Raw genomic sequence first — 18,892 nt, 5'->3', positions numbered from 1 at the left:
ACATGCAAACTCGTGACGACATCTTCAATACCCTGCGCGATGCCCTGGTCGAGCTCTTCGAACTGGAGGCGGACCGCGTGACGCTGGAATCGAACCTGTACCAGGACCTGGAAATCGACAGCATCGATGCGGTCGACCTGATCGACCACATCAAGCGCCAGACTGGCAAGAAAATCGCCGCCGAGGAATTCAAGTCGGTGCGCACCGTCGGTGACGTGGTCGAGGCGGTCTATCGACTGGTCCAACCGGCCGCATGAGCCGGCTGATTGGCCTCGGCCTGCTGCTGGCGGGCCTGCTGTACCCTTTTGCGGTGTATTTCGGCATGGAGCACTTCGCCCCCTGGCAGTTCGGACTGCTATTGGGCTGCCTGTGGCTTGCCCGGGCGCTGCTCGGCAAGGGCGGGCCTGGCGGTCGCTGGATGGCCGTCACGGCGATCTTTTTTTGCGTGTTGCTCGCGGTATTCGACAGCCCGCTGCTGCTGCGCTGGTATCCGGTGTTGATCAGTGCGTTCATGCTGGCGCTGTTCACGCTGAGCCTGAGATACGGCCCGCCGGTCATCGAGCGCCTGGCCCGCCTGCGCGAACCGCGGCTGCCGGCCAAGGCGGTGGTTTATACCCGCCAGGTCACGGTGGCCTGGAGTGTGTTTTTCCTGTGTAACGGTTTGCTCGCGGCCGCCTTGACCCTCTGGGCGCCGCTGAGCTGGTGGATGTTGTACACCGGCCTGATTTCCTACGGATTGATGGGGCTGCTGTTTGCCATTGAATGGCTCATACGACAACGGGTAAGAGGCCGCCCATGAATTGGATAACGCTTGAGCAGATCTTGCTCGAGGCCATGCCGGACCGCACTGTAGCCGTTGGTCCGGCATTGGATCACGCACAACTGCGCGCGGACGCGCTATGCCTGGCCGCAGGATTGCAGGCCCGGGGCATCCGGCGCGTGGCCGTGCATCTCGACGATGCGGCGGACCTGGCGATTGCCCTCCTCGGCGCCTGGCGAGCCGGCGCGCGCGTGCTGCTGCCCGCTGACCTGCAAGCCCAGACGCGCCAGCGCTGGTCGGCCGAGGTCGACCTATGGCTGACCGACCTGCCCGGCGACACGCAACCCGCCGACCTCCGGCAGGCGCCGCTGGAACCCGCCCAACTGGATCTCGACCAGTGCTGGTTGACCTTGTGTACCTCCGGCTCCAGTGGCGAGCCCAAGCGCATCGAGAAAACCCTGCGCCAGTTGAGCAATGAAGTCCAGGCGCTGGAGCAATTGTGGGGCGCCGATCTTGGACCTGTGGCCTGCATGATCGGCAGCGTCGCCGCCCAGCATATCTATGGCTTGCTGTTCCGGGTGCTATGGCCGCTGTGCGCCGGGCGCACTTTCGTTCGTCGGCAACTGGCCTTCCCGGAAGATATGCAGCGCGCCAGTCGCGAGCACCCGGCGTTCGCCTGGGTCGCCAGCCCGGCCCTGCTCAAGCGCATGGGCGACAACCTCGACTGGCCGGCCTTGGGCAGCGTACGCCGGGTGTTTTCCTCCGGCGGCGCCTTCCCTGCCGAGGCGGCCCGCAGTCTCGAACAGCGCCTGGGCCAATGGCCGACGGAAGTATTCGGCAGCTCGGAAACCGGCGGCATCGCCTGGCGCCAGGGCGGCGATTTGTGGCAGCCCTTCGCCGGTGTCGAGCTGAGCCAGGACGGTGACGGCGCCTTGCTGATTGCCTCGCCTTATCTGCCGGCCGGTCATGTGGAACACACCGCCGACGCGGCGCGGATCTCCCCTGACGGGCGTTTCGAATTGCTCGGCCGCCTGGACCGCATCGTCAAGCTCGAAGAAAAGCGCATCTCACTGCCGATGCTGGAACAGGCGTTGGCGGCCCACGAATGGGTCAGCGAAGCACGGCTGGGCGTCGTGCAGGAGAGTCGCGCCTCCCTCGGCGCCTTGCTGGTGCTCAGCGAAGCCGGCTTGCTTGCCCTGCGCAATCTAGGCCGGCGAGCCGTTACCCAGTCCCTGCGCCAATACTTGAGCGGGCATTGTGAAACCTTGGCGCTGCCCCGACGCTGGCGCTGGCTGCGGCAATTGCCGTTGAACGCACAAGGCAAGCTGCCCCAGGCCGAAGTCGAAGCCGTGCTGATGGCACCGCGTCCGAAGGCCCCCGAGGTGCTTGAACAAATTGAAACCGACGGCGAATGGAGCCTGCGCCTGGCCGTACCGCCCGACTTGGCGTACTTCAGCGGCCACTTTCCCACCGCGCCGGTTCTTCCGGGGGTGGTACAGGTCGATTGGGCCTTGAGCCTGGGCCACCAATTGCTGGACCTGCCGCCCCGGTTCGTCGGCATGGAAGTGCTGAAATTCCAGCAACTGGTGCGCCCCGGCGATGAAGTGCAACTGCACCTGCGCTTCGATCGTGAGCGCGGCAAGTTGTATTTCGCTTACCGCAATGACACCGCGGCGTGCTCCAGTGGACGGATTGTGTTGGGGGTGGCCGATGATTAATTGCACCGCCGTGCTCCTGTGGCGAGGGGATTTATCCCCGCTGGGTTGCGCAGCAACCCCAGATTCTGTGCAACGACACAGACTGATGGCGAGCGCTTCGCACTCGAGCGGGGATAAATCCCCTCACCACAGGGGAGCGCTGCACAGTGGGTCTGTGGAGGGCAAAAACATGCATAACCCCTGCGCCGTCATCCCCGTCTACAACCATGAAACCGCCATCGCGACGGTGGTCCAGACATTGCTCGGCAACGGCTTGCCCTGCGTGCTGGTGGACGATGCCAGCAGCCCGGCCTGCGCGACGGTGCTTGAACAGCTGGCCGAAAACGAACGGGTTCACCTGGTCCGGCTAGCGGTCAACCAGGGCAAGGGCGGCGCGGTGATGACCGGCCTGCGGGAGGCTTCGCGCCTGGGCTTCAGCCACGCCTTGCAGGTCGACGCCGATGGGCAGCACGACCTTAGCGACGTGCGCATCTTCATCGAGCAATCCCGCGCTCACCCGGACGCGCTGATCTGCGGCTACCCGCTGTACGACGCCAGCGTGCCGAAAGGCCGCCTGTACGCGCGCTACCTGACCCATGTCATGGTCTGGATCAACAGCCTGTCCCTGCAAATCCGCGATTCGATGTGCGGCTTCCGGGTCTACCCGCTGGGGCCGACGTTGGCGGTGATCGACTCGGCAAACATCGGCAAGCGCATGGATTTCGATTCCGACATCCTTGTGCGCCTGTCCTGGCGCAACCAGCCGATGCGCTGGCTGCAAACCCGCGTGCATTATCCGTTGGACGGTGTCTCGCACTTTCGCCTGTTCCACGACAACGTGCTGATCTCCCGCATGCACACCCGGTTGTTCTTCGGCATGCTGGTGCGCTTGCCGATGATTCTCTGGCAACGGTGGCGCCCATGAGCGCAGACAAACAGCACTGGGCGGACCGCCAGGAGCGCGGCAGTTTCTGGCTGATGAAACTCACGGCGTTTGCCGCCAAGGTGTTGGGCCGTCGACTACTGACCCCGGTCCTGTACGGCATCGTCCTGTACTTCTTCGCTTTCGGTCGCAGCGCTCGGCACGCGGCCTGGCAATATCAGCAGCGCCTCGCCGGCTGGAGCGGCCGCCCCGAACTGCGTCCGTCTCATCGGCGCGTCTTCGGCCAGTTCATGGCCTTTGCCGACTCCCTGCTCGACAAGCTCGACGTCTGGAACGGCAAGCTGAGCATCGATCAGATCGAGATCGTCGACCCGGCACTGCTGCGCAATCACCTGCGCGACGCACGCGGGCAGATGCTGGTCGGCGCGCACCTGGGCAACCTGGAAATGTGCCGGGCCCTGGCGGAGCTGGGCGAGAAAGTCACCATGAACGTGCTGGTGCACACCAAGCACGCCGAGCAGTTCAATCGCCTGCTGGGCGAAGCCGGTGCCACGCACTTGCGGCTGATCCAGGTCAGCGAGCTGGACCCGGTGATCATGCTGCAACTGAGCGAACGCCTGGAGCGCGGCGAATGGCTGGCGATAGCCGGCGACCGCGTACCGCTGCATGGCGGGCGTAGCGTGACCGTGGATTTCATGGGCTACCCGGCCGCATTCCCGCAAGGCCCCTGGCTGCTGGCCGGCCTGTTGAAATGCCCGGTCAACCTGTTGATGTGCCTCAAGCACGAGGGACGCTATCGCGTCACCCTCGAACCCTTCGCCGATGCCGTGGCGTGGAAGCGCAACGACCGCGAACAAGTGATCGCCCACTGGGCCGCCCGCTACGCAGAGCGCTTGGCGCAGTACTGCCTCCAGGGCCCGCAACAGTGGTTCAATTTCTACCCATTCTGGAAGACCGATGACGATGCCCACTCTTGAGCCGGTAACCTTCGGCGAACGCCCCCTGCGCATTGAAGATGTGCTGGCCCTGGCCAACCGCCAGGCGCCGACGCAGTTGCAGAATGACCCGGCCTTCCGTCAACGCATCGCCAAGGGTGCGCAATTTCTCGATTCCCTGCTGGACAAGGAAGGCGTCATCTATGGTGTGACCACCGGCTACGGAGACTCCTGCGTGGTGGCCGTGCCGCTGCACCACGTCGAAGCCCTGCCACGTCACCTGTACACATTCCACGGCTGCGGCCTGGGCAAACTGCTCGACGCCCAGGCTACCCGTGCGGTGCTGGCGGCGCGTTTGCAGTCGCTGTGCCACGGGGTATCAGGGGTGCGGGTTGAGCTGCTGGAACGCCTCCAGGCCTTCCTCGAACACGACATCCTGCCGCTGATTCCGGAAGAAGGCTCGGTGGGCGCCAGCGGCGACTTGACCCCGCTGTCCTACGTCGCCGCCACACTGTCCGGCGAACGGGAAGTGATGTTCCGTGGCGAGCGGCGCCTGGCCGCCGACGTTCATCGGGAGCTGGGCTGGACGCCACTGGTGTTGCGGCCCAAGGAAGCCCTGGCGCTGATGAACGGCACCGCCGTGATGACCGGCCTGGCCTGCCTGGCCTTCGCCCGCGCCGACTACCTGTTGCAACTGGCGACCCGCATCACCGCGCTGAACGTCGTCGCCCTGCAAGGCAATCCGGAGCATTTCGACGAACGCCTGTTCGCCGCCAAGCCGCATCCGGGGCAGATGCAAGTCGCCGCGTGGCTGCGCAAGGACCTGGCGATCGACGCCCCGACCGCACCGCTGCATCGCCTGCAGGACCGCTACTCCCTGCGCTGCGCCCCCCATGTGCTCGGGGTCTTGGCCGACAGCCTGGGCTGGCTGCGCGGGTTCATCGAGACCGAACTCAACAGCGCCAACGACAACCCGATCATCGACGCCGAAGCCGAGCGCGTGTTGCACGGTGGGCATTTCTACGGCGGGCACATCGCCTTCGCCATGGACAGTCTGAAGAACCTGGTGGCCAACGTCGCCGACCTGCTGGACCGCCAACTCGCCCTGCTGGTGGACGAGCGCTACAACCATGGCCTGCCGAGCAACCTGTCCGGCGCCAGCGCCGAGCGGGCGATGCTCAATCATGGTTTTAAGGCCGTGCAGATCGGCACCAGCGCCTGGACCGCCGAAGCCCTGAAAAACACCATGCCGGCCAGCGTGTTCTCGCGCTCCACCGAGTGCCACAACCAGGACAAGGTGAGCATGGGCACCATCGCCGCCCGGGACGCCATCCGTGTGCTGGAACTGACCGAACAAGTCGCCGCCGCCACCTTGCTCGCCGCCAACCAGGGCGTGTGGCTGCGCAGCCGTGCCGATGACGCGCGACCGCTGCCGCCGGCCCTGGCCGCCATGCACCAACAACTGGCCGAGGACTTCCCGCCGGTCATTGAAGACCGCGCCCTGGAAGGCGAACTGCGCCTGTGCCTGCAACGCATTGCCGAACAACACTGGAGGCTGCATGCGTAGCCAAGGCGTTCTGCACGTCGACACCCAGATCGTGGTGCCGTTTTTCGATGTCGATTCGATGAACGTGGTCTGGCATGGCCACTACGTCAAATACCTCGAAGTGGCGCGCTGCGCCCTGCTCGACCTGATCGGTCACAACTATAACGACATGCTCGAATCGGGGCATGCGTGGCCAGTGATCGACTTGCAGTTGCGCTACGTACGCGGCGCCGTGTTCGGCCAGGCCCTGAACGTGCGCGCCAGTCTGGTGGAGTGGGAAAACCGGCTCAAGATCAACTACCTGATCAGCGACGCCGTAACCGGCGAACGCTTCACCCGTGCCAGTTCAGTGCAAGTGGCCGTGGACATGGCCACTCGCGAAATGCTGCTGGCCTCGCCCCGAGTGTTTGTCGAAGCGGTCGAGAGGAAACTGTCATGAAGCGCCTGTTCACCTGCCTGGTGCTGTGCTGCCTGTCGCCGCTGGCCCAGGCGTTCGATCTGCAGCAATTGAGCGACCAACTGGCCCGCCCGGACGTGATCCACGGCCAGTTCATCCAGGAAAAACACCTGCGCGCCCTGCCCCAGCCCCTCACCAGCAAGGGCCGCTTCGTGCTGGCGAAAAACCACGGCCTGCTGTGGCTGTTGCAGACGCCGTTGCAACAGGATTACCGCATCACCAGCAAAGGCATCGCCCGACGGGACGGCAGCACGTGGCAGATGCTGCCGAACAAGAGCGCCGGCGCCGAGCAGAACCGGTTGTTCCTGGCGGTATTGCAGGGCGACAGCAGCGGCTTGCAGCGCGACTTCGAACTGAGCCTGTCGGGCGAGGCGCAACAATGGAAACTCACCCTGACCCCGCGCTCGGTGCTGCTCAAGCAGGTCTTCAACCAGATCAACATTGATGGCGGCGAGCTGGTGCAGCGCATTGAATTGCTGGAAACCCAGGGCGACAGCACGGTGCTGCGCATGCAGGACACCACGAGCGAGCAACCCTTGAGCGCAGCGGAGCAACATGACTTTGCCGAGTGAACGGAGGCTGCCGCGGCTGTTCCTGATCCTGCTGCTGGCAGTGCTGGCGCTCGCCGGTTGGCAATGGCGCAACGGCGCGCCGCTGTCGGCGAACCTGATGGAGTTGGTGCCGGGTACAACGCCGAATGCGCTTGAGCTGATCGCTGAACAACGCATGCAGGAACCGCTGAACCGTGAAGTGCTGGTGCTGGTTGGCCATGCCGATCGCCAGCAAGCCGTCGCCCTGGCGCAAGCGCTGGGCGGGCAATGGCAAGTCAGCGGCTTGTTCGACAAGGTCCAATGGACGCTCCAGGCCGACTTGCCGGCGCTGCGCAGGCAATTGCTCGATGGCCGGCTGGCCATGCTTTCGGCGGCTGACCGGCAACAACTGATCGATCATCCCGAGGCCTTTATCCAACAGCGGGTACAAGCGCTGTTCGACCCGTTCAGCGGCTTCAGCCTGGTGCCGAGCCAGGACGACTGGCTCGGCCTGACCGGGCGTATCCAGAACAGCCAGCCTCAACGCGGCGCCATACAACTGGACGTGGGCAGCGGTGCGCTGGTCGCCGAAGCCGACGGCAAGCATTGGGTCATGTTGCGGGCGCGCACCCAGGGCAATGCCTTTGACATGAACTTGCCGCTGCATGTCGCCGATCTGCTGCAACGCAGCCGCGAGCACGCAAGCCAGGCCCAAGGCCAGCTCTTGGCCGCCAGCGGCCTGCTCTACGCCGCCAGCGGACAGCGGCAGGCGTCGCGGGAAATCACCTGGGTCGGTGGCGGCGCAACGGTCGGCATCCTGTTGCTGCTGTTGCTGGCGTTCCGTCGATTTTCCGTGTGGCTGGCATTCGTGCCGGTGCTGGTGGGCATGTTGTTCGGTGCGGTGGCCTGCGTGGCGTTGTTCGGCCGCATGCACGTCATGACCCTGGTCCTGGGTTCGAGCCTGATCGGCGTTGCCGTGGATTATCCGCTGCACTATTTGTCCAAGAGCTGGAGCCTCAAGCCGTGGCGTAGCTGGCCGGCCTTGCGCCTCACCCTGCCGGGCCTGAGCCTGAGCCTGGCGACCACCTGTATCGGGTATCTTGCCCTGGCCTGGACGCCTTTCCCGGCCTTGACCCAGATCGCGATTTTTTCCGCCGCAGGCCTGGTCGGCGCTTATCTGACAGCGGTCTGCCTGTTGCCGGCGTTGCTCAAGCGCGCGGACCTGCGCCCCGCCCAGTGGCCATTGCGGGTGTGCGAAAACCTGCTCCAGTGCCGCGAAGCATTGCTGGCTCGGGTGCGCACACCCGTCCTGCTCGCGCTGCTGCTGGCCTTCTGTGGTGGGGGCCTCTGGCAATTAAGCAGCAAGAACGACATTCGCCAGTGGATCGGTACGCCCCAGCACCTGACCGACGAAGCCCGCGATGTCGCCCGCATCACCGGCTTCCAGCCCACCAGCCAGTTCTTCCTGATCCGTGCCGACGACCAGGCACAACTGCTGGAGCGCCAGAGCGCGCTCAACGAGCGGCTCGACCAGTTGATCGGCCTGGAAAAACTCCAAGGCTACTTGTCCCTCAATCAATTGGTCAGCCCGCCTGCCGAGCAACAAAAAGTCCGCGAGGCGCTGGGCCGGTTGCCGGCGTTCTGGCAGCCGTTGCTGGAGGTGGGAGTGCCGGTCGCCGCGCTGCAAGCGGAGTTGAAGCAATTGCAGGCCCTGCCCGTGGCCGACATCGACGCCGCGCTGGCCGGCCCCCTGGCCGAGCCCTATCGCACGCTCTGGCTCGGCCCGACAGCGCAAGGCGTAGCGGCGGTGGTCAGCCTACAAGGCTTGAACGATGCCGCGCTGTTAAGAGTCCAGGCGGTGGACTTGCCCGGCGTGCAACTGGTCGATCGCCTGGGCGATCTCAACCGCGTCTTCGCCGCCACGCAAGTCAGCGCGGCCGAATTGAAACTGGCCTCCTGCGTGCTGATCGTTCTGGTGCTGATCTGGCCGTTCGGCGTCGGCGGCGCCTTGCGCATCGTCGCGCTGCCGTTGCTGGCCGCGCTGTGCAGCCTGGCGAGCCTCGGCTGGCTGGGGCAGCCATTGACGCTGTTCAGCCTGTTCGGCCTATTGTTGGTGACGGCCATCGGCGTCGACTACGCCATCCTCATGCGCGAGCAGATTGGCGGCGCCGCCGTGAGCCTGCTGGGCACGCTACTGGCGGCGATCACCACTTGGCTGTCGTTCGGCCTGCTGGCGCTGTCGAGCACGCCGGCGGTAAGCAATTTCGGTCTGGCGGTGAGCCTCGGACTGGCGTTCAGTTTCATGCTCGCGCCGTGGGCCGGACGGCCGGCCCATGGGGTCAAGGCTGCGGAGCCGGTCCAATGATGACGGTGCTGTTCTGGCTCATGGCCCTGGCGCTGTTTGCCGTGGCGACGCTGACCGGGCGCCGCTTCGGGCTGATCCCGATCGTCAGCCAGTTGCTGCTGGCAACGTTCGGCCTGCCCTTGCTGATGTATTTCTGGATCGAACCGGGCTGGCACCTCAGCGGTGCGCAACTGGTCTCGCCCGTGTGGCTGAAGCACCTCTACAGCCTCGCATTCGCCCTTTTGCTGGGGCACATCCTCAGCGATGTGATCGACCTGCGCCTGGACCGCCAGAGCGTGAAGATCGCCCTGCCAAGCTTTGGCGTACCGTTTGCCTGCGGCTTGGCGACCGCGTTCTGGCTGCTGCCAACTCAACCTTGGATCAGCTCGCTGGCGGTTGGGCTGTTGTTCGCGATCACGGCGATACCGGTGCTGTACCTGTATCTGCGCCACATTGCCTATCCGCCCGCCGCGACCCGGCGGCTGGTGCAAACGGCAATCCTGATCGACCTGATCTGCTGGAGCCTGTTCGCCCTGGCCCAGGGCAGCCTGCACCTGGGCAGCCTGTTGCTGCCACTGGCCGGCGCCTGCGTGCCGTTGCTGCTACGGCTGGCTGGCCTGCGCCAGCCCTTGCTGCACAGCGGCCTGTTCTTTGCCCTGCTGGTGGTGGCCGAGCATTACCGGCTCAATGCACTCATCGCCGGCATCGGCTACCTGCTGTGCATGGCCGCGCTCAAGGTACCGTTGGTATTGCCCCTCGGCACCGAGTGGATGAACCGGTTGCAGACCTACCTGGCCATCCCGTTGATCCTGACGTTCGGTATCGTGCAGATCAACGTGCACAGCGCCATGGACAGCCTTGGCTGGGTCCAGCTGGCGGCGTTGCTGCTGTTGCCTATTGCCAGCAAGCTCCTTGGCAACTGGCTGGGGCTCGGTTGGGCGGGGGCGTCCTTCGCTGGCGCCAGCCGCTTGCGCGAAAGTATCTTGCTGAATATTCGCGGCTTGAGTGAAATCGTCTTCCTCAATCTGTTGCTGCAACAACAACTCATCAGCCCGGCGCTGTACTTCGCGCTGATGCTGATGGGTCTGATCGCCACATTGCTGCCGGCCCTGGCCGGTTTTCACCGTATTCCTTCGCATGCCGTCCCGGCCAGGAGCCCCCGTGCCAACAGTTGAAATGGAACGTCGACAGGTCGTCATCATTGGCGCAGGCCCCTCCGGCGCGATCGCCGCCGCGCTGCTCAAGCGCAAGGGCCACGATGTATTGGTCATCGAGCGCCAGCATTTCCCACGGTTCTCCATCGGCGAGAGCCTGTTGTCCCATTGCCTGGATTTCGTCGAAGAAGCCGGCATGCTCGACGCGGTCAACGCCGCCGGCTTCCAGCGCAAGAACGGCGCGGCATTCGCCTGGGGCGAGCGCTACAGCGCCTTCGATTTCGGCGACACCTTCAGCGAAGGCAAGCCCACCACGTTCCAGGTCCAGCGCGCCGACTTCGACAAGTTGCTCGCCGACCAAGCGGCCCTGCAGGGAGTGGAAATCCGCTACGGCCAGGCCATTGCCAACGCTGATTTCTCCCTCGCCAAGCCGCAACTGGGCGTGCAGCGCGAAGACGGCAGCGAGTACCGGCTCGAGGCCGATTTCGTTCTCGACGCCAGCGGCTACGGCCGGGTCCTGCCACGCCTGCTGGACCTTGAGGCGCCGTCGAATTTCCCGGTGCGCCAAGCAGTGTTCACCCACATCGAAGACCGCATCGAGAACCCGGCATTCGATCGCGAGAAAATCCTCATCACGACCCATCCGACGAAGCGCGACGTGTGGTTCTGGACCATCCCCTTCAGCGGCGGCCGTTGTTCTGTAGGCGTGGTCGCGGCAGCCGAGCATTTCGAGGGTCGCACCGATGACCTCGACGCCTGCCTGCGCAGCTTCATCGACGAAACGCCAAGCCTGGCCGGCGTGCTGGACAATGCCCTGTGGGACACCCCGGCGCGGACCATCGGCGGCTACTCGGCCAACGTCAAGACTTTGCATGGCCCCGGCTTCGCCCTGCTGGGCAACGCTGCGGAATTCCTCGACCCGGTGTTCTCGTCCGGCGTGACCATCGCCATGCGCTCGGCGAGCATGGCCGCCGGGGTGCTGCATCGTCAGCTATCAGGCGAGCAGGTAGATTGGCAAAGCGAATTCGCCGAGCCACTCAAGCGCGGCGTCGACACGTTCCGCTGCTACGTCGAAGGCTGGTACGCCGGCACGTTCCAGGATGTGATTTTCTACACCGAAGGTTCCGCCGACATCCGCCGCATGATCAGTTCGATCCTCGCCGGCTACGCCTGGGACCAGCGCAACCCCTTCGTCAGCGAACCCAAGCGGCGCCTGCGCATGCTCTCGGAAATCTGCGCGAACACAGCGCCGAGTCAGCAAACATGAGCTACCTGAGCGACGACTACGTCGAAGAAACCCGGTTCGGTTTCTGGTTCCTGCGCAGTCACACCTGGCAGCATCATGTGCTGCGCGTGGCGATCAAGGACCTGCGCGGCCTGTTCAGCGCCGCGCCGCCGGCAAACCCTGTGCTGCTGGATGCCGGCTGCGGCCAGGGCAAGTCGTTCCAGTATTTGCGCCAGGTGTTCGCGCCGCAACGCCTGATCGGCGTGGACGCAGACCCGCACAGCCTGGAACTGAGCGCCGAAGAAGCAGCCCGCCAGGACATGACGGTGGAACTGGTCGGCAGCGACTGCGCAACCTTGTCCGTGCCCGATGCCAGCGTCGACCTGCTGTTCTGCCACCAGACCTTTCATCACCTGGTGGAACAGGAAAAAGCCCTCGCCGAGTTCCATCGCGTGCTCAAGCCCGGCGGCTACCTGTTGTTCGCTGAATCCACCGAGGCCTACATCGACACCTGGGTGATCCGCTGGCTGTTTCGCCACCCGATGCACGTGCAGAAAAGTGCCGCGCAGTACTTGGCGATGATCCGCAACCAAGGGTTCCTGTTCGAGGACCGCAACGTGTCCTACCCGTACCTGTGGTGGAGCCGCGCCAAAGACTTCGGCCTGCTGGAACGCTGGGGCCTGCGTCGGCCCAAGCCGTTTGGCGAGCGCGAGGAAACCCTGGTCAACGTGGTGGCGCGCAAGCCGCTCGAAGGGGGCGCCTGATGTTCCGGGCCCTGCTTATCGGCTTTACACTGCTGCTCAGCGCCTGCGCCAGCCAGGCACCGCTGCCCGAGCCTATGCCGACCCTGGCGCTGCCGCTGCAATTGCACATCGAGCGGCAACTGGCCGGCCAGCGCCAGGATTGGCTGTTGGTGATCCAGCGTGAAAGCACCGGGATCCGCTGGTCGATGATGGACCCGCTGGGCATTCCCCTGGCGCGCCAGCGCCTGGTCGATGGCCAATGGCAGGCCGACGGCCTGTTGCCGCCCAATGCCGAGGCGCGGGAATTGTTCGCGGCGCTGTTGTTCGCCTTGACCCCGGAAACGGAGCTTGTCGGCCGCTACCCCGTCGCCCGGCAACACGGCGTTGAACGCGTCCTCGATATGCGCTGGCAGGTGCGCTACAAACGACCTCTGGACTTTGAATTGCGCCTGCCGCAAGGCCCGAACTACCGCATCACACCGCTGACCGAGAGCGCACCATGACCGCTTATCTGAACGCCCTCGGGGTCATCTGCTCCCTGGGCCGGGACAAACAAAACGTCGCGCGCAACCTGTTTGCCGGCGATTGCTCGGGCGTGCGCGTCGAAGCCGGCTGGGTGGCCGAGCGGGCATTGCCGGTGGCTTCGGCAAGGGGTGATCTGCCAACCATCCCCGAGGCGCTGGTGGCGCAACGCAGCCGCAACAATCAGCTTTTGCTCGACGCCGGATTGCAGATACGTGCCGACATCGATCAAGCCATCAAGGCTTACGGCCCCACGCGCATCGGCGTCGTCCTGGGCACCAGCACGTCGGGCATCGACGAGGCCAGCCAGGGCATCGCCCATTACCTGCGCGAGCAACGGTTCCCCGAAGGCTACGATTACCAACAGCAGGAACTCAGCGCGCCGGCCAATTTCCTCTCCGACTGGCTTGGCTTGAGCGGCCCTTCCTACGTGATCTCGACCGCCTGCACCTCCAGCGCGCGAGCCTTGATGAGTGCCCGTCGCCTGCTGGACCTGGACCTGTGCGATGCAGTGCTTTGCGGTGGCGTAGACAGTTTGTGCAAGCTGACCCTCAATGGCTTCTGCGCCCTGGAAGCGGTGTCGAGCGAGCGCTGCAACCCGTTTTCGGTGAACCGCAGCGGCATCAACATCGGCGAAGCGGCGGTGCTGTTTCTCATGAGCAAGACGCCAGGCGACGGCCACTCGATTGCCCTGCTGGGTGGCGGTGCCAGCTCCGACGCCCATCACATTTCCGCGCCGGAACCCAGCGGTCGCGGCGCCCGTCAGGCGATGGAAAAAGCCTTGCGCTGCGCTGGCCTGGACGCCAGCCAGATCGACTACCTGAACCTGCACGGCACCGCCACGCAACATAACGACGCCATGGAAAGCCATGCGGTGGCCGGATTGTTTCCGGCGGGGGTGCCTTGCTCGTCCACCAAGCCCATGACCGGCCACACGCTTGGCGCGGCAGGCGCGCTGGAGGCGGCGTTTTGCTGGCTGGCCCTGAGCGCGGAAAACCCCAGCCACGCCTTGCCACCGCACGTCTGGGACGGCCAGGCCGATCCCGAACTGCCGGCGCTGAACTGGATCGATAGCCGCGCCCGCCTGAACCCGACCTTCCCCCGTCGCTTGATGAGCAACTCGTTTGCCTTCGGCGGCAACAACGTCAGCCTCATTATCGGAGACGCCCAATGATCGACTGGCCGCTCGCCGAACTGCTGCCCCACGCAGGCGACATGATTCTTATCGACCGGATCGTGAGCTTCGATGACGAGCAGATCCATACCCTGGCCATGGTCAAGCCGGGCGGGTTGTTCAACCGTGAAGACGGCGCCCTGCCGGCCTGGGTCGGCATCGAGTTGATGGCCCAGAGCGTCGCGGCGTTCGCCGGATGTCATGCCCGCCGACGCGGCGATGCCGTGGAGCTGGGCTTTTTGCTTGGAACGCGCAAGTTCGAATGCAATGTCGAACATTTCCCCCTCGGCACCGAACTGGCCATCCATGGCGTGCGCTCCCTGGAAGACGACAACGGCATGGGTGTGTTCGAATGTCATATCCAGGCGCCCGGCATCCATGTCACCGCACGACTGAACGTGTTCCGTCCGCCCCATGCTGCCCAGTACCTCAATGAACCCCCTGCAACAGGAACCCAGCCATGACTGAATCCGTACTGGTCACCGGCTCCAGCCGTGGCATCGGCCGCGCCATCGCCTTGCGTTTGGCCCAGGCCGGGCACGACATTGTCTTGCACTGCCGTAGCGGACGCGCCGAGGCCGAAGCCGTCCAGGCAGAAGTCCAGGCCCTGGGCCGCAACGCCCGGGTGCTGCAATTCGACGTGTCCGACCGCGCCGCCTGCAGAGCCGCTCTGGAAGCTGATGTCGAAACCCACGGCGCTTACTACGGTGTGGTGCTCAACGCCGGCCTGACCCGCGACGGCGCCTTCCCGGCGTTGAGTGAAGACGACTGGGACAGCGTGTTGCGCACCAACCTCGACGGTTTCTACAACGTGCTGCACCCGGTGATGATGCCGATGATCCGGCGCCGCGCCGCTGGACGAATCGTCTGCATCACCTCGGTTTCCGGCCTGATCGGCAACCGTGGCCAGGTCAACTACAGCGCCTCGAAAGCGGGCCTCATCGGCGCGGCCAAGGCGTTGGCCATCGAGCTGGGCAAGCGCAAGATCACCGTGAACTGCGTCGCGCCGGGGTTGATCGACACCGCCATGCTCGATGAAAACGTGCCCGTGGAAGAATTGATGAAAATGATCCCCGCCCAGCGCATGGGCACCCCGGAAGAAGTCGCCAGCGCGGTGAACTTCCTGATGTCCGCCGAAGCTGGCTACATCACCCGGCAAGTGCTGGCCGTCAACGGAGGCTTGTGCTGATGAAGCGCGTCGTCGTCACCGGCATGGCCGGCATCACCTCCATCGGCAGCGACTGGGAGACCATCGCCGCCAACTTCGCCGCCAACCACAGCGGCATCCGGCGCATGGATGAGTGGGACCGTTTCACCGAACTGAACACCCGCCTGGCCGGGCCCATCGATGACTTCCAGGTCCCCGCCCACTGGACGCGCAAGCAACTGCGCAGCATGGGCCGGGTCTCGCGCCTTGCCGTCGCCTCGGCGGAACAGGCCCTGGCCGATGCCGGCCTGCTGGGGGACCCGTCGATCAAGGACGGGCGCATGGGCGTCTCCTGCGGCTCGTCCACCGGCAGCACCGATGAGATCAAGGCCTTCGGCAACATGCTGCTCAACAGCGTGGCCGAAGGGTTGAACGCCAACTCCTATGTACGGATGATGCCCCACACCACGGCGGCCAATATCAGCATCTTCTTCGGGCTGACCGGACGACTGATTCCCACGTCCAGCGCCTGTACCAGCGGCAGCCACGGCATCGGCTATGCCTACGAGGCAATCAAGTTCGGCCGCTTGCCGTTGATGCTCGCTGGCGGCGCGGAGGAACTGTGCCCGACCGAAGCGATGGTCTTCGACGCGCTCTACGCCACCAGCCTGAAAAACGATGCGCCGCAGACCAGCCCACGTCCTTACGACAAGGGACGCGATGGCCTGGTGATCGGCGAAGGCGCCGGCATGCTGGTGCTCGAGGAACTGGAGCATGCCCTGGCCCGTGGTGCGCGGATCCACGCCGAGATCGTCGGTTTTGGCAGCAACGCCGACGGCCAGCACGCCACTCGCCCGGAGTTGAGCACCATGCGCCGGGCCATGGAACTGGCCTTGGAAGATGCCGGCCTCGAGCCGTCCGCCATTGGCTACGTCAACGGTCACGGCACGGCCACCGAACAGGGCGACATCGCCGAGACCCTGGCTACCAGCAGCCTGTTCGGCGAGCAGATGCCCATCAGCTCGCAAAAAAGCTTCCTCGGCCACACCCTGGGCGCCTGCGGTGCGCTGGAGTCCTGGTTCAGCATCGAAATGATGAACCGCGAACTGTACGTGCACACCTGCAACCTCGATGAAGTCGACCCCGAATGCGGCAAACTCGATTACTTGCGCAACGAGTTTCGCGCGATGAGCAATGAGTACGTGATGAACAACAACTTTGCCTTCGGTGGGGTCAACACCTCGCTGATCTTCCGCCGCTGGCATTGAACCCGTTAATCCCTTGGTCAAGGAGACCATGATGCCGTTCAAGAAAATCGCCGTGACCGCCGCCCTGCTGCTCGGCACCCTGCCAAGCCTCAGCCAGGCCCGTGATACCGCGCTATTCCTGCCGTTCGACAAAGTGGTCGCCGAAGCCATCCGCACCGGCAAGATCGACGGCAGCGTGAAATTCTACCTGGCCGGCCACAAACCTGCCGGCAACGTCACGGTGGTCAGCCCGGGCGCGGTGACCAACAAGAAAACCAACGCCTTCAACAAGTCCGATGAAGCGGCCTGCGAGTGGGTGCTGCAATCAGCCCTGATCAGCCTGCACGAAGCCGCGAAGAACGCCGGCGCCAACGCCGTCACGAACATCGTCAGCTTCTACAAGCGCAACGAGCGCAAGGACCCGACGACCTACGAATGCCACGCTGGGGCGATCATGGCGGGTGTTGCGTTGAAAGGGGATTTGGCGAAGGTGCAGTAGTCGATTAATCATCAAACCATTGTGGGAGGGAGGCCGGCAATTTCCCTGTGGCGAGGGAGCTGTCTCCCGCTGGGCTGCGCAGCAGTCCCACAACAACCTAGTTGTCCCCTCCTTCGAACTCCCTCTCCAACATCGCCAAAAAGGCCTCCCTGGCCGGATGGCGTCCAGCGTTTTCATTCCAATAAAACAGATTGTCCACTCCCGCCAATTCCGGAAATTCGTACCCTGTCCAACCGGCCCCCTGGCGATACCGCTCATAAATGCCCCTGGGAACGAGCGACACACCAGCCCCGGCACTGACACACCCGACGATAGCGCCATAGCTGGCGATGCTGGTGATCGGCTGCGCCTGCCCCTGGCGCAGCAGCCACTGCTCCAGTGCCAGGCGGTACGGACAACCGACAGGCCACATGAAAATCGCCAGGCCTTGCAAATCCGCCGCACTGCGCAGCGGACCAAGCGAATCGGCAGCAATGAGCACCAGATCCTCACGGTACATCACCGCTCGCTTGAGCCCGGGCCGCTCCACGTCAACCGCGACAATTGCGCCATCGAGCCGGTGATGCGAGATATCGTCCAGCAGCTGAGCCCAGGTCCCGGTGCTCAGCTCCAATGACACCTGCGGGAACTGCGCATGATATCTGGCCAACAACTGGGGCAGGCGCCCGGTGGCGCTGGACTCGATCGCGCCAATGCGCAACGGCCCACTCGGAGCGTTGGAGGGTGCGATTGCTCGGCGAGCCTCTTCCGCCAGGCTGAGGATTCTCGTCGCATATTCCAGGAATATTTGCCCCGCCGGGCTGATTCGCAACCCACGTCCCTCGCGGAAAAACAACGACGTGCCGAGCTCTCGCTCCAACGACTTGAGGCGTGCAGTGATGTTGGACGGAACGCAGTGCAGCGTTTCAGCGGCGCGCGCGACGCTGCCGGTGTCGCAGACCGCTTTCAACATGCGCAGTTGGGACAGTTCCATTGCTCACCCAAAGTGAATGATTGGATGAGTTTAAGTCACTTGTGGTGATAGGCCACGTTTTCGATACTCCGAGGCAGGCACTTGGATGAAGACGCGGCTAATGCTCAACAAAGGTTCGAAACCATCAGCCGTAAAGGTGTCCCTGGCAGCAGCGTTCGTCATTGTGTGCTGGGCCTACTCACCGATTGGTATTCGCATCGGCCTTCAGGCATACGAACCCGGCCACCTGGCGTTGATGAGATTCCTCATCGCCTCGACGTTCATGGCCGCTGTGGCCTTGGCCAAGGGCATTTGCCTGCCTCGATTGAAGGACGTGCCGCTGCTCGCCCTGCTGGGTTTTTTCGCCGTCAGCCTGCATCACATCGCCCTCAACTACGGGCAGCGAGGTGTCAGCGCTGGCGCCGCCAGTGTCCTGGCCCAAACCACGCCGTTGTTCAGTGCGCTACTGGCGCGTTTCGTCTTCAAGAACAGTGTCAATGGTTGGCAGTGGATGTGCGTGTTGTTGGGGTTGGCGGGCGCTGCCGTAGTGGTCGCGGGAGATCGTGGTTTGGGTCAGATAAATGCCCATGGACTGCTGATCCTCCTGGCGGCATTGTCCTGGAGCTTGTATTTCGCCCTGCAAAAACGCCATTGCCATCGCTACGACGGCCTGACCATGGTCTGTTACACCGTCTGGTCGGGAACCGCGCTGTTATTCCTCTTCGCGCCCGGGCTGCTGAACGAGGCGAAACAAGCGCCCACTTCGGTGAATCTGGCCGTGCTGATGCTCGGCATCTTTCCCAGCGCGCTGGCGTACCTCGCCTGGGCATACGTCCTGGCCCACAGCGATGTGAGCCGAGCGTCCATGGCGCTTTACCTGATCCCGCCGACCGCCATGCTGATGGCCTCGATGATCCTGGCCGAACGTCCCTCGGCGATGGTCGTCGTCGGGACGGCCATCGTATTGACCAGCGTCCTTGCACTCAACCTTGCCCCCGCGAGGCAGCTAGCAAAACTCGGAAAGCGGAACACCTAATTTCCGAAACGTCCCACAACAAAGTCCTTGAAGTACGCGAT

The 18,892-nt window shown here is 64.2% G+C and carries 20 protein-coding genes; 19 read left to right on the top strand and 1 reads right to left on the bottom strand.

Going from position 1 to position 18,892, the window contains the following annotated elements:
- Window positions 1-2 precede the first annotated feature (2 nt).
- The 18 genes from VQ575_RS02375 (at window position 3) to VQ575_RS02290 (ending at window position 16,863) form a co-directional block, all read left to right on the top strand.
- Window positions 3-257 (top strand): acyl carrier protein, encoded by a 255-nt coding sequence (locus VQ575_RS02375; RefSeq protein WP_039592461.1) that lies wholly within the window; start codon window positions 3-5, stop codon window positions 255-257.
- The gene (locus VQ575_RS02370) at window positions 254-799 is read left to right on the top strand and encodes a COG4648 family protein (RefSeq protein ID WP_039592460.1); all 546 of its coding nucleotides are present in this window, start codon (window positions 254-256) and stop codon (window positions 797-799) included. Before VQ575_RS02375 ends, VQ575_RS02370 begins: the two co-directional genes overlap by 4 nt.
- The gene (locus VQ575_RS02365; protein WP_325918994.1) at window positions 796-2,478 is read left to right on the top strand and encodes an AMP-binding protein; all 1,683 of its coding nucleotides are present in this window, start codon (window positions 796-798) and stop codon (window positions 2,476-2,478) included. The genes VQ575_RS02370 and VQ575_RS02365 overlap by 4 nt, the downstream gene beginning before the upstream one ends.
- A gap of 169 nt (window positions 2,479-2,647) precedes the next feature.
- Window positions 2,648-3,382 (top strand): glycosyltransferase family 2 protein, encoded by a 735-nt coding sequence (locus tag VQ575_RS02360; protein ID WP_039592458.1) that lies wholly within the window; start codon window positions 2,648-2,650, stop codon window positions 3,380-3,382.
- Window positions 3,379-4,317 (top strand): LpxL/LpxP family acyltransferase, encoded by a 939-nt coding sequence (locus VQ575_RS02355; protein ID WP_039592457.1) that lies wholly within the window; start codon window positions 3,379-3,381, stop codon window positions 4,315-4,317. The genes VQ575_RS02360 and VQ575_RS02355 overlap by 4 nt, the downstream gene beginning before the upstream one ends.
- A complete protein-coding gene (locus tag VQ575_RS02350; RefSeq protein ID WP_039592456.1) occupies window positions 4,298-5,842 on the top strand; it encodes an HAL/PAL/TAL family ammonia-lyase in 1,545 nt (514 codons plus the stop codon). Before VQ575_RS02355 ends, VQ575_RS02350 begins: the two co-directional genes overlap by 20 nt.
- On the top strand, window positions 5,835-6,260 hold the full coding sequence (locus tag VQ575_RS02345) for an acyl-CoA thioesterase (RefSeq protein ID WP_039592455.1): 426 nt from the start codon (window positions 5,835-5,837) through the stop codon (window positions 6,258-6,260). Before VQ575_RS02350 ends, VQ575_RS02345 begins: the two co-directional genes overlap by 8 nt.
- Window positions 6,257-6,850, top strand: coding sequence for an outer membrane lipoprotein carrier protein LolA (locus VQ575_RS02340; RefSeq protein WP_039592454.1), 594 nt, complete (start codon window positions 6,257-6,259; stop codon window positions 6,848-6,850). The genes VQ575_RS02345 and VQ575_RS02340 overlap by 4 nt, the downstream gene beginning before the upstream one ends.
- On the top strand, window positions 6,834-9,173 hold the full coding sequence (locus tag VQ575_RS02335) for an MMPL family transporter (protein WP_039592453.1): 2,340 nt from the start codon (window positions 6,834-6,836) through the stop codon (window positions 9,171-9,173). Before VQ575_RS02340 ends, VQ575_RS02335 begins: the two co-directional genes overlap by 17 nt.
- Window positions 9,170-10,327, top strand: a complete 1,158-nt coding sequence (locus VQ575_RS02330; protein WP_039592452.1) for a cation:proton antiporter — start codon at window positions 9,170-9,172, stop codon at window positions 10,325-10,327. Before VQ575_RS02335 ends, VQ575_RS02330 begins: the two co-directional genes overlap by 4 nt.
- Complete coding sequence (locus tag VQ575_RS02325; protein ID WP_039592451.1) at window positions 10,314-11,573, top strand: NAD(P)/FAD-dependent oxidoreductase; 1,260 nt, start codon at window positions 10,314-10,316, stop codon at window positions 11,571-11,573. Before VQ575_RS02330 ends, VQ575_RS02325 begins: the two co-directional genes overlap by 14 nt.
- Window positions 11,570-12,295 (top strand): class I SAM-dependent methyltransferase, encoded by a 726-nt coding sequence (locus VQ575_RS02320; RefSeq protein WP_039592450.1) that lies wholly within the window; start codon window positions 11,570-11,572, stop codon window positions 12,293-12,295. Before VQ575_RS02325 ends, VQ575_RS02320 begins: the two co-directional genes overlap by 4 nt.
- The gene (locus VQ575_RS02315; protein ID WP_039592449.1) at window positions 12,295-12,777 is read left to right on the top strand and encodes a DUF3261 domain-containing protein; all 483 of its coding nucleotides are present in this window, start codon (window positions 12,295-12,297) and stop codon (window positions 12,775-12,777) included. The genes VQ575_RS02320 and VQ575_RS02315 overlap by 1 nt, the downstream gene beginning before the upstream one ends.
- Window positions 12,774-13,970 (top strand): beta-ketoacyl-[acyl-carrier-protein] synthase family protein, encoded by a 1,197-nt coding sequence (locus VQ575_RS02310; protein WP_039592448.1) that lies wholly within the window; start codon window positions 12,774-12,776, stop codon window positions 13,968-13,970. Before VQ575_RS02315 ends, VQ575_RS02310 begins: the two co-directional genes overlap by 4 nt.
- Window positions 13,967-14,434: a hotdog family protein gene (locus VQ575_RS02305; protein WP_039592447.1), complete on the top strand. Its 468-nt coding sequence runs from the start codon at window positions 13,967-13,969 to the stop codon at window positions 14,432-14,434. Before VQ575_RS02310 ends, VQ575_RS02305 begins: the two co-directional genes overlap by 4 nt.
- A complete protein-coding gene (fabG, locus tag VQ575_RS02300; RefSeq protein WP_039592446.1) occupies window positions 14,431-15,159 on the top strand; it encodes a 3-oxoacyl-ACP reductase FabG in 729 nt (242 codons plus the stop codon). Before VQ575_RS02305 ends, fabG begins: the two co-directional genes overlap by 4 nt.
- Window positions 15,159-16,385 (top strand): beta-ketoacyl-ACP synthase, encoded by a 1,227-nt coding sequence (locus tag VQ575_RS02295; RefSeq protein ID WP_039592445.1) that lies wholly within the window; start codon window positions 15,159-15,161, stop codon window positions 16,383-16,385. Before fabG ends, VQ575_RS02295 begins: the two co-directional genes overlap by 1 nt.
- Window positions 16,386-16,416: 31 nt before the next feature.
- Window positions 16,417-16,863, top strand: coding sequence for a hypothetical protein (locus VQ575_RS02290; protein WP_039592444.1), 447 nt, complete (start codon window positions 16,417-16,419; stop codon window positions 16,861-16,863).
- 97 nt (window positions 16,864-16,960) lie between these two features.
- On the opposite strand, the gene VQ575_RS02285 is transcribed toward VQ575_RS02290, so the two are convergent.
- Entirely contained in the window at window positions 16,961-17,836 is an 876-nt protein-coding gene (locus VQ575_RS02285) for a LysR family transcriptional regulator (RefSeq protein ID WP_039592443.1), read from the bottom strand.
- An 85-nt stretch (window positions 17,837-17,921) separates the two neighbouring features.
- On the opposite strand from VQ575_RS02285, the gene VQ575_RS02280 reads away from it, so the two are divergent.
- Window positions 17,922-18,851 carry a DMT family transporter gene (locus tag VQ575_RS02280; RefSeq protein ID WP_039592442.1) on the top strand — a complete coding sequence of 310 codons (930 nt, stop codon included), beginning with the start codon at window positions 17,922-17,924 and terminating at the stop codon, window positions 18,849-18,851.
- The last annotated feature ends 41 nt before the right edge of the window (window positions 18,852-18,892 follow it).

The sequence above is a fragment of the Pseudomonas frederiksbergensis genome (assembly GCF_035751725.1).
Taxonomy (GTDB): domain Bacteria; phylum Pseudomonadota; class Gammaproteobacteria; order Pseudomonadales; family Pseudomonadaceae; genus Aquipseudomonas; species Aquipseudomonas frederiksbergensis_A.
This window is presented reverse-complemented; position numbering and strand designations above follow the sequence as displayed.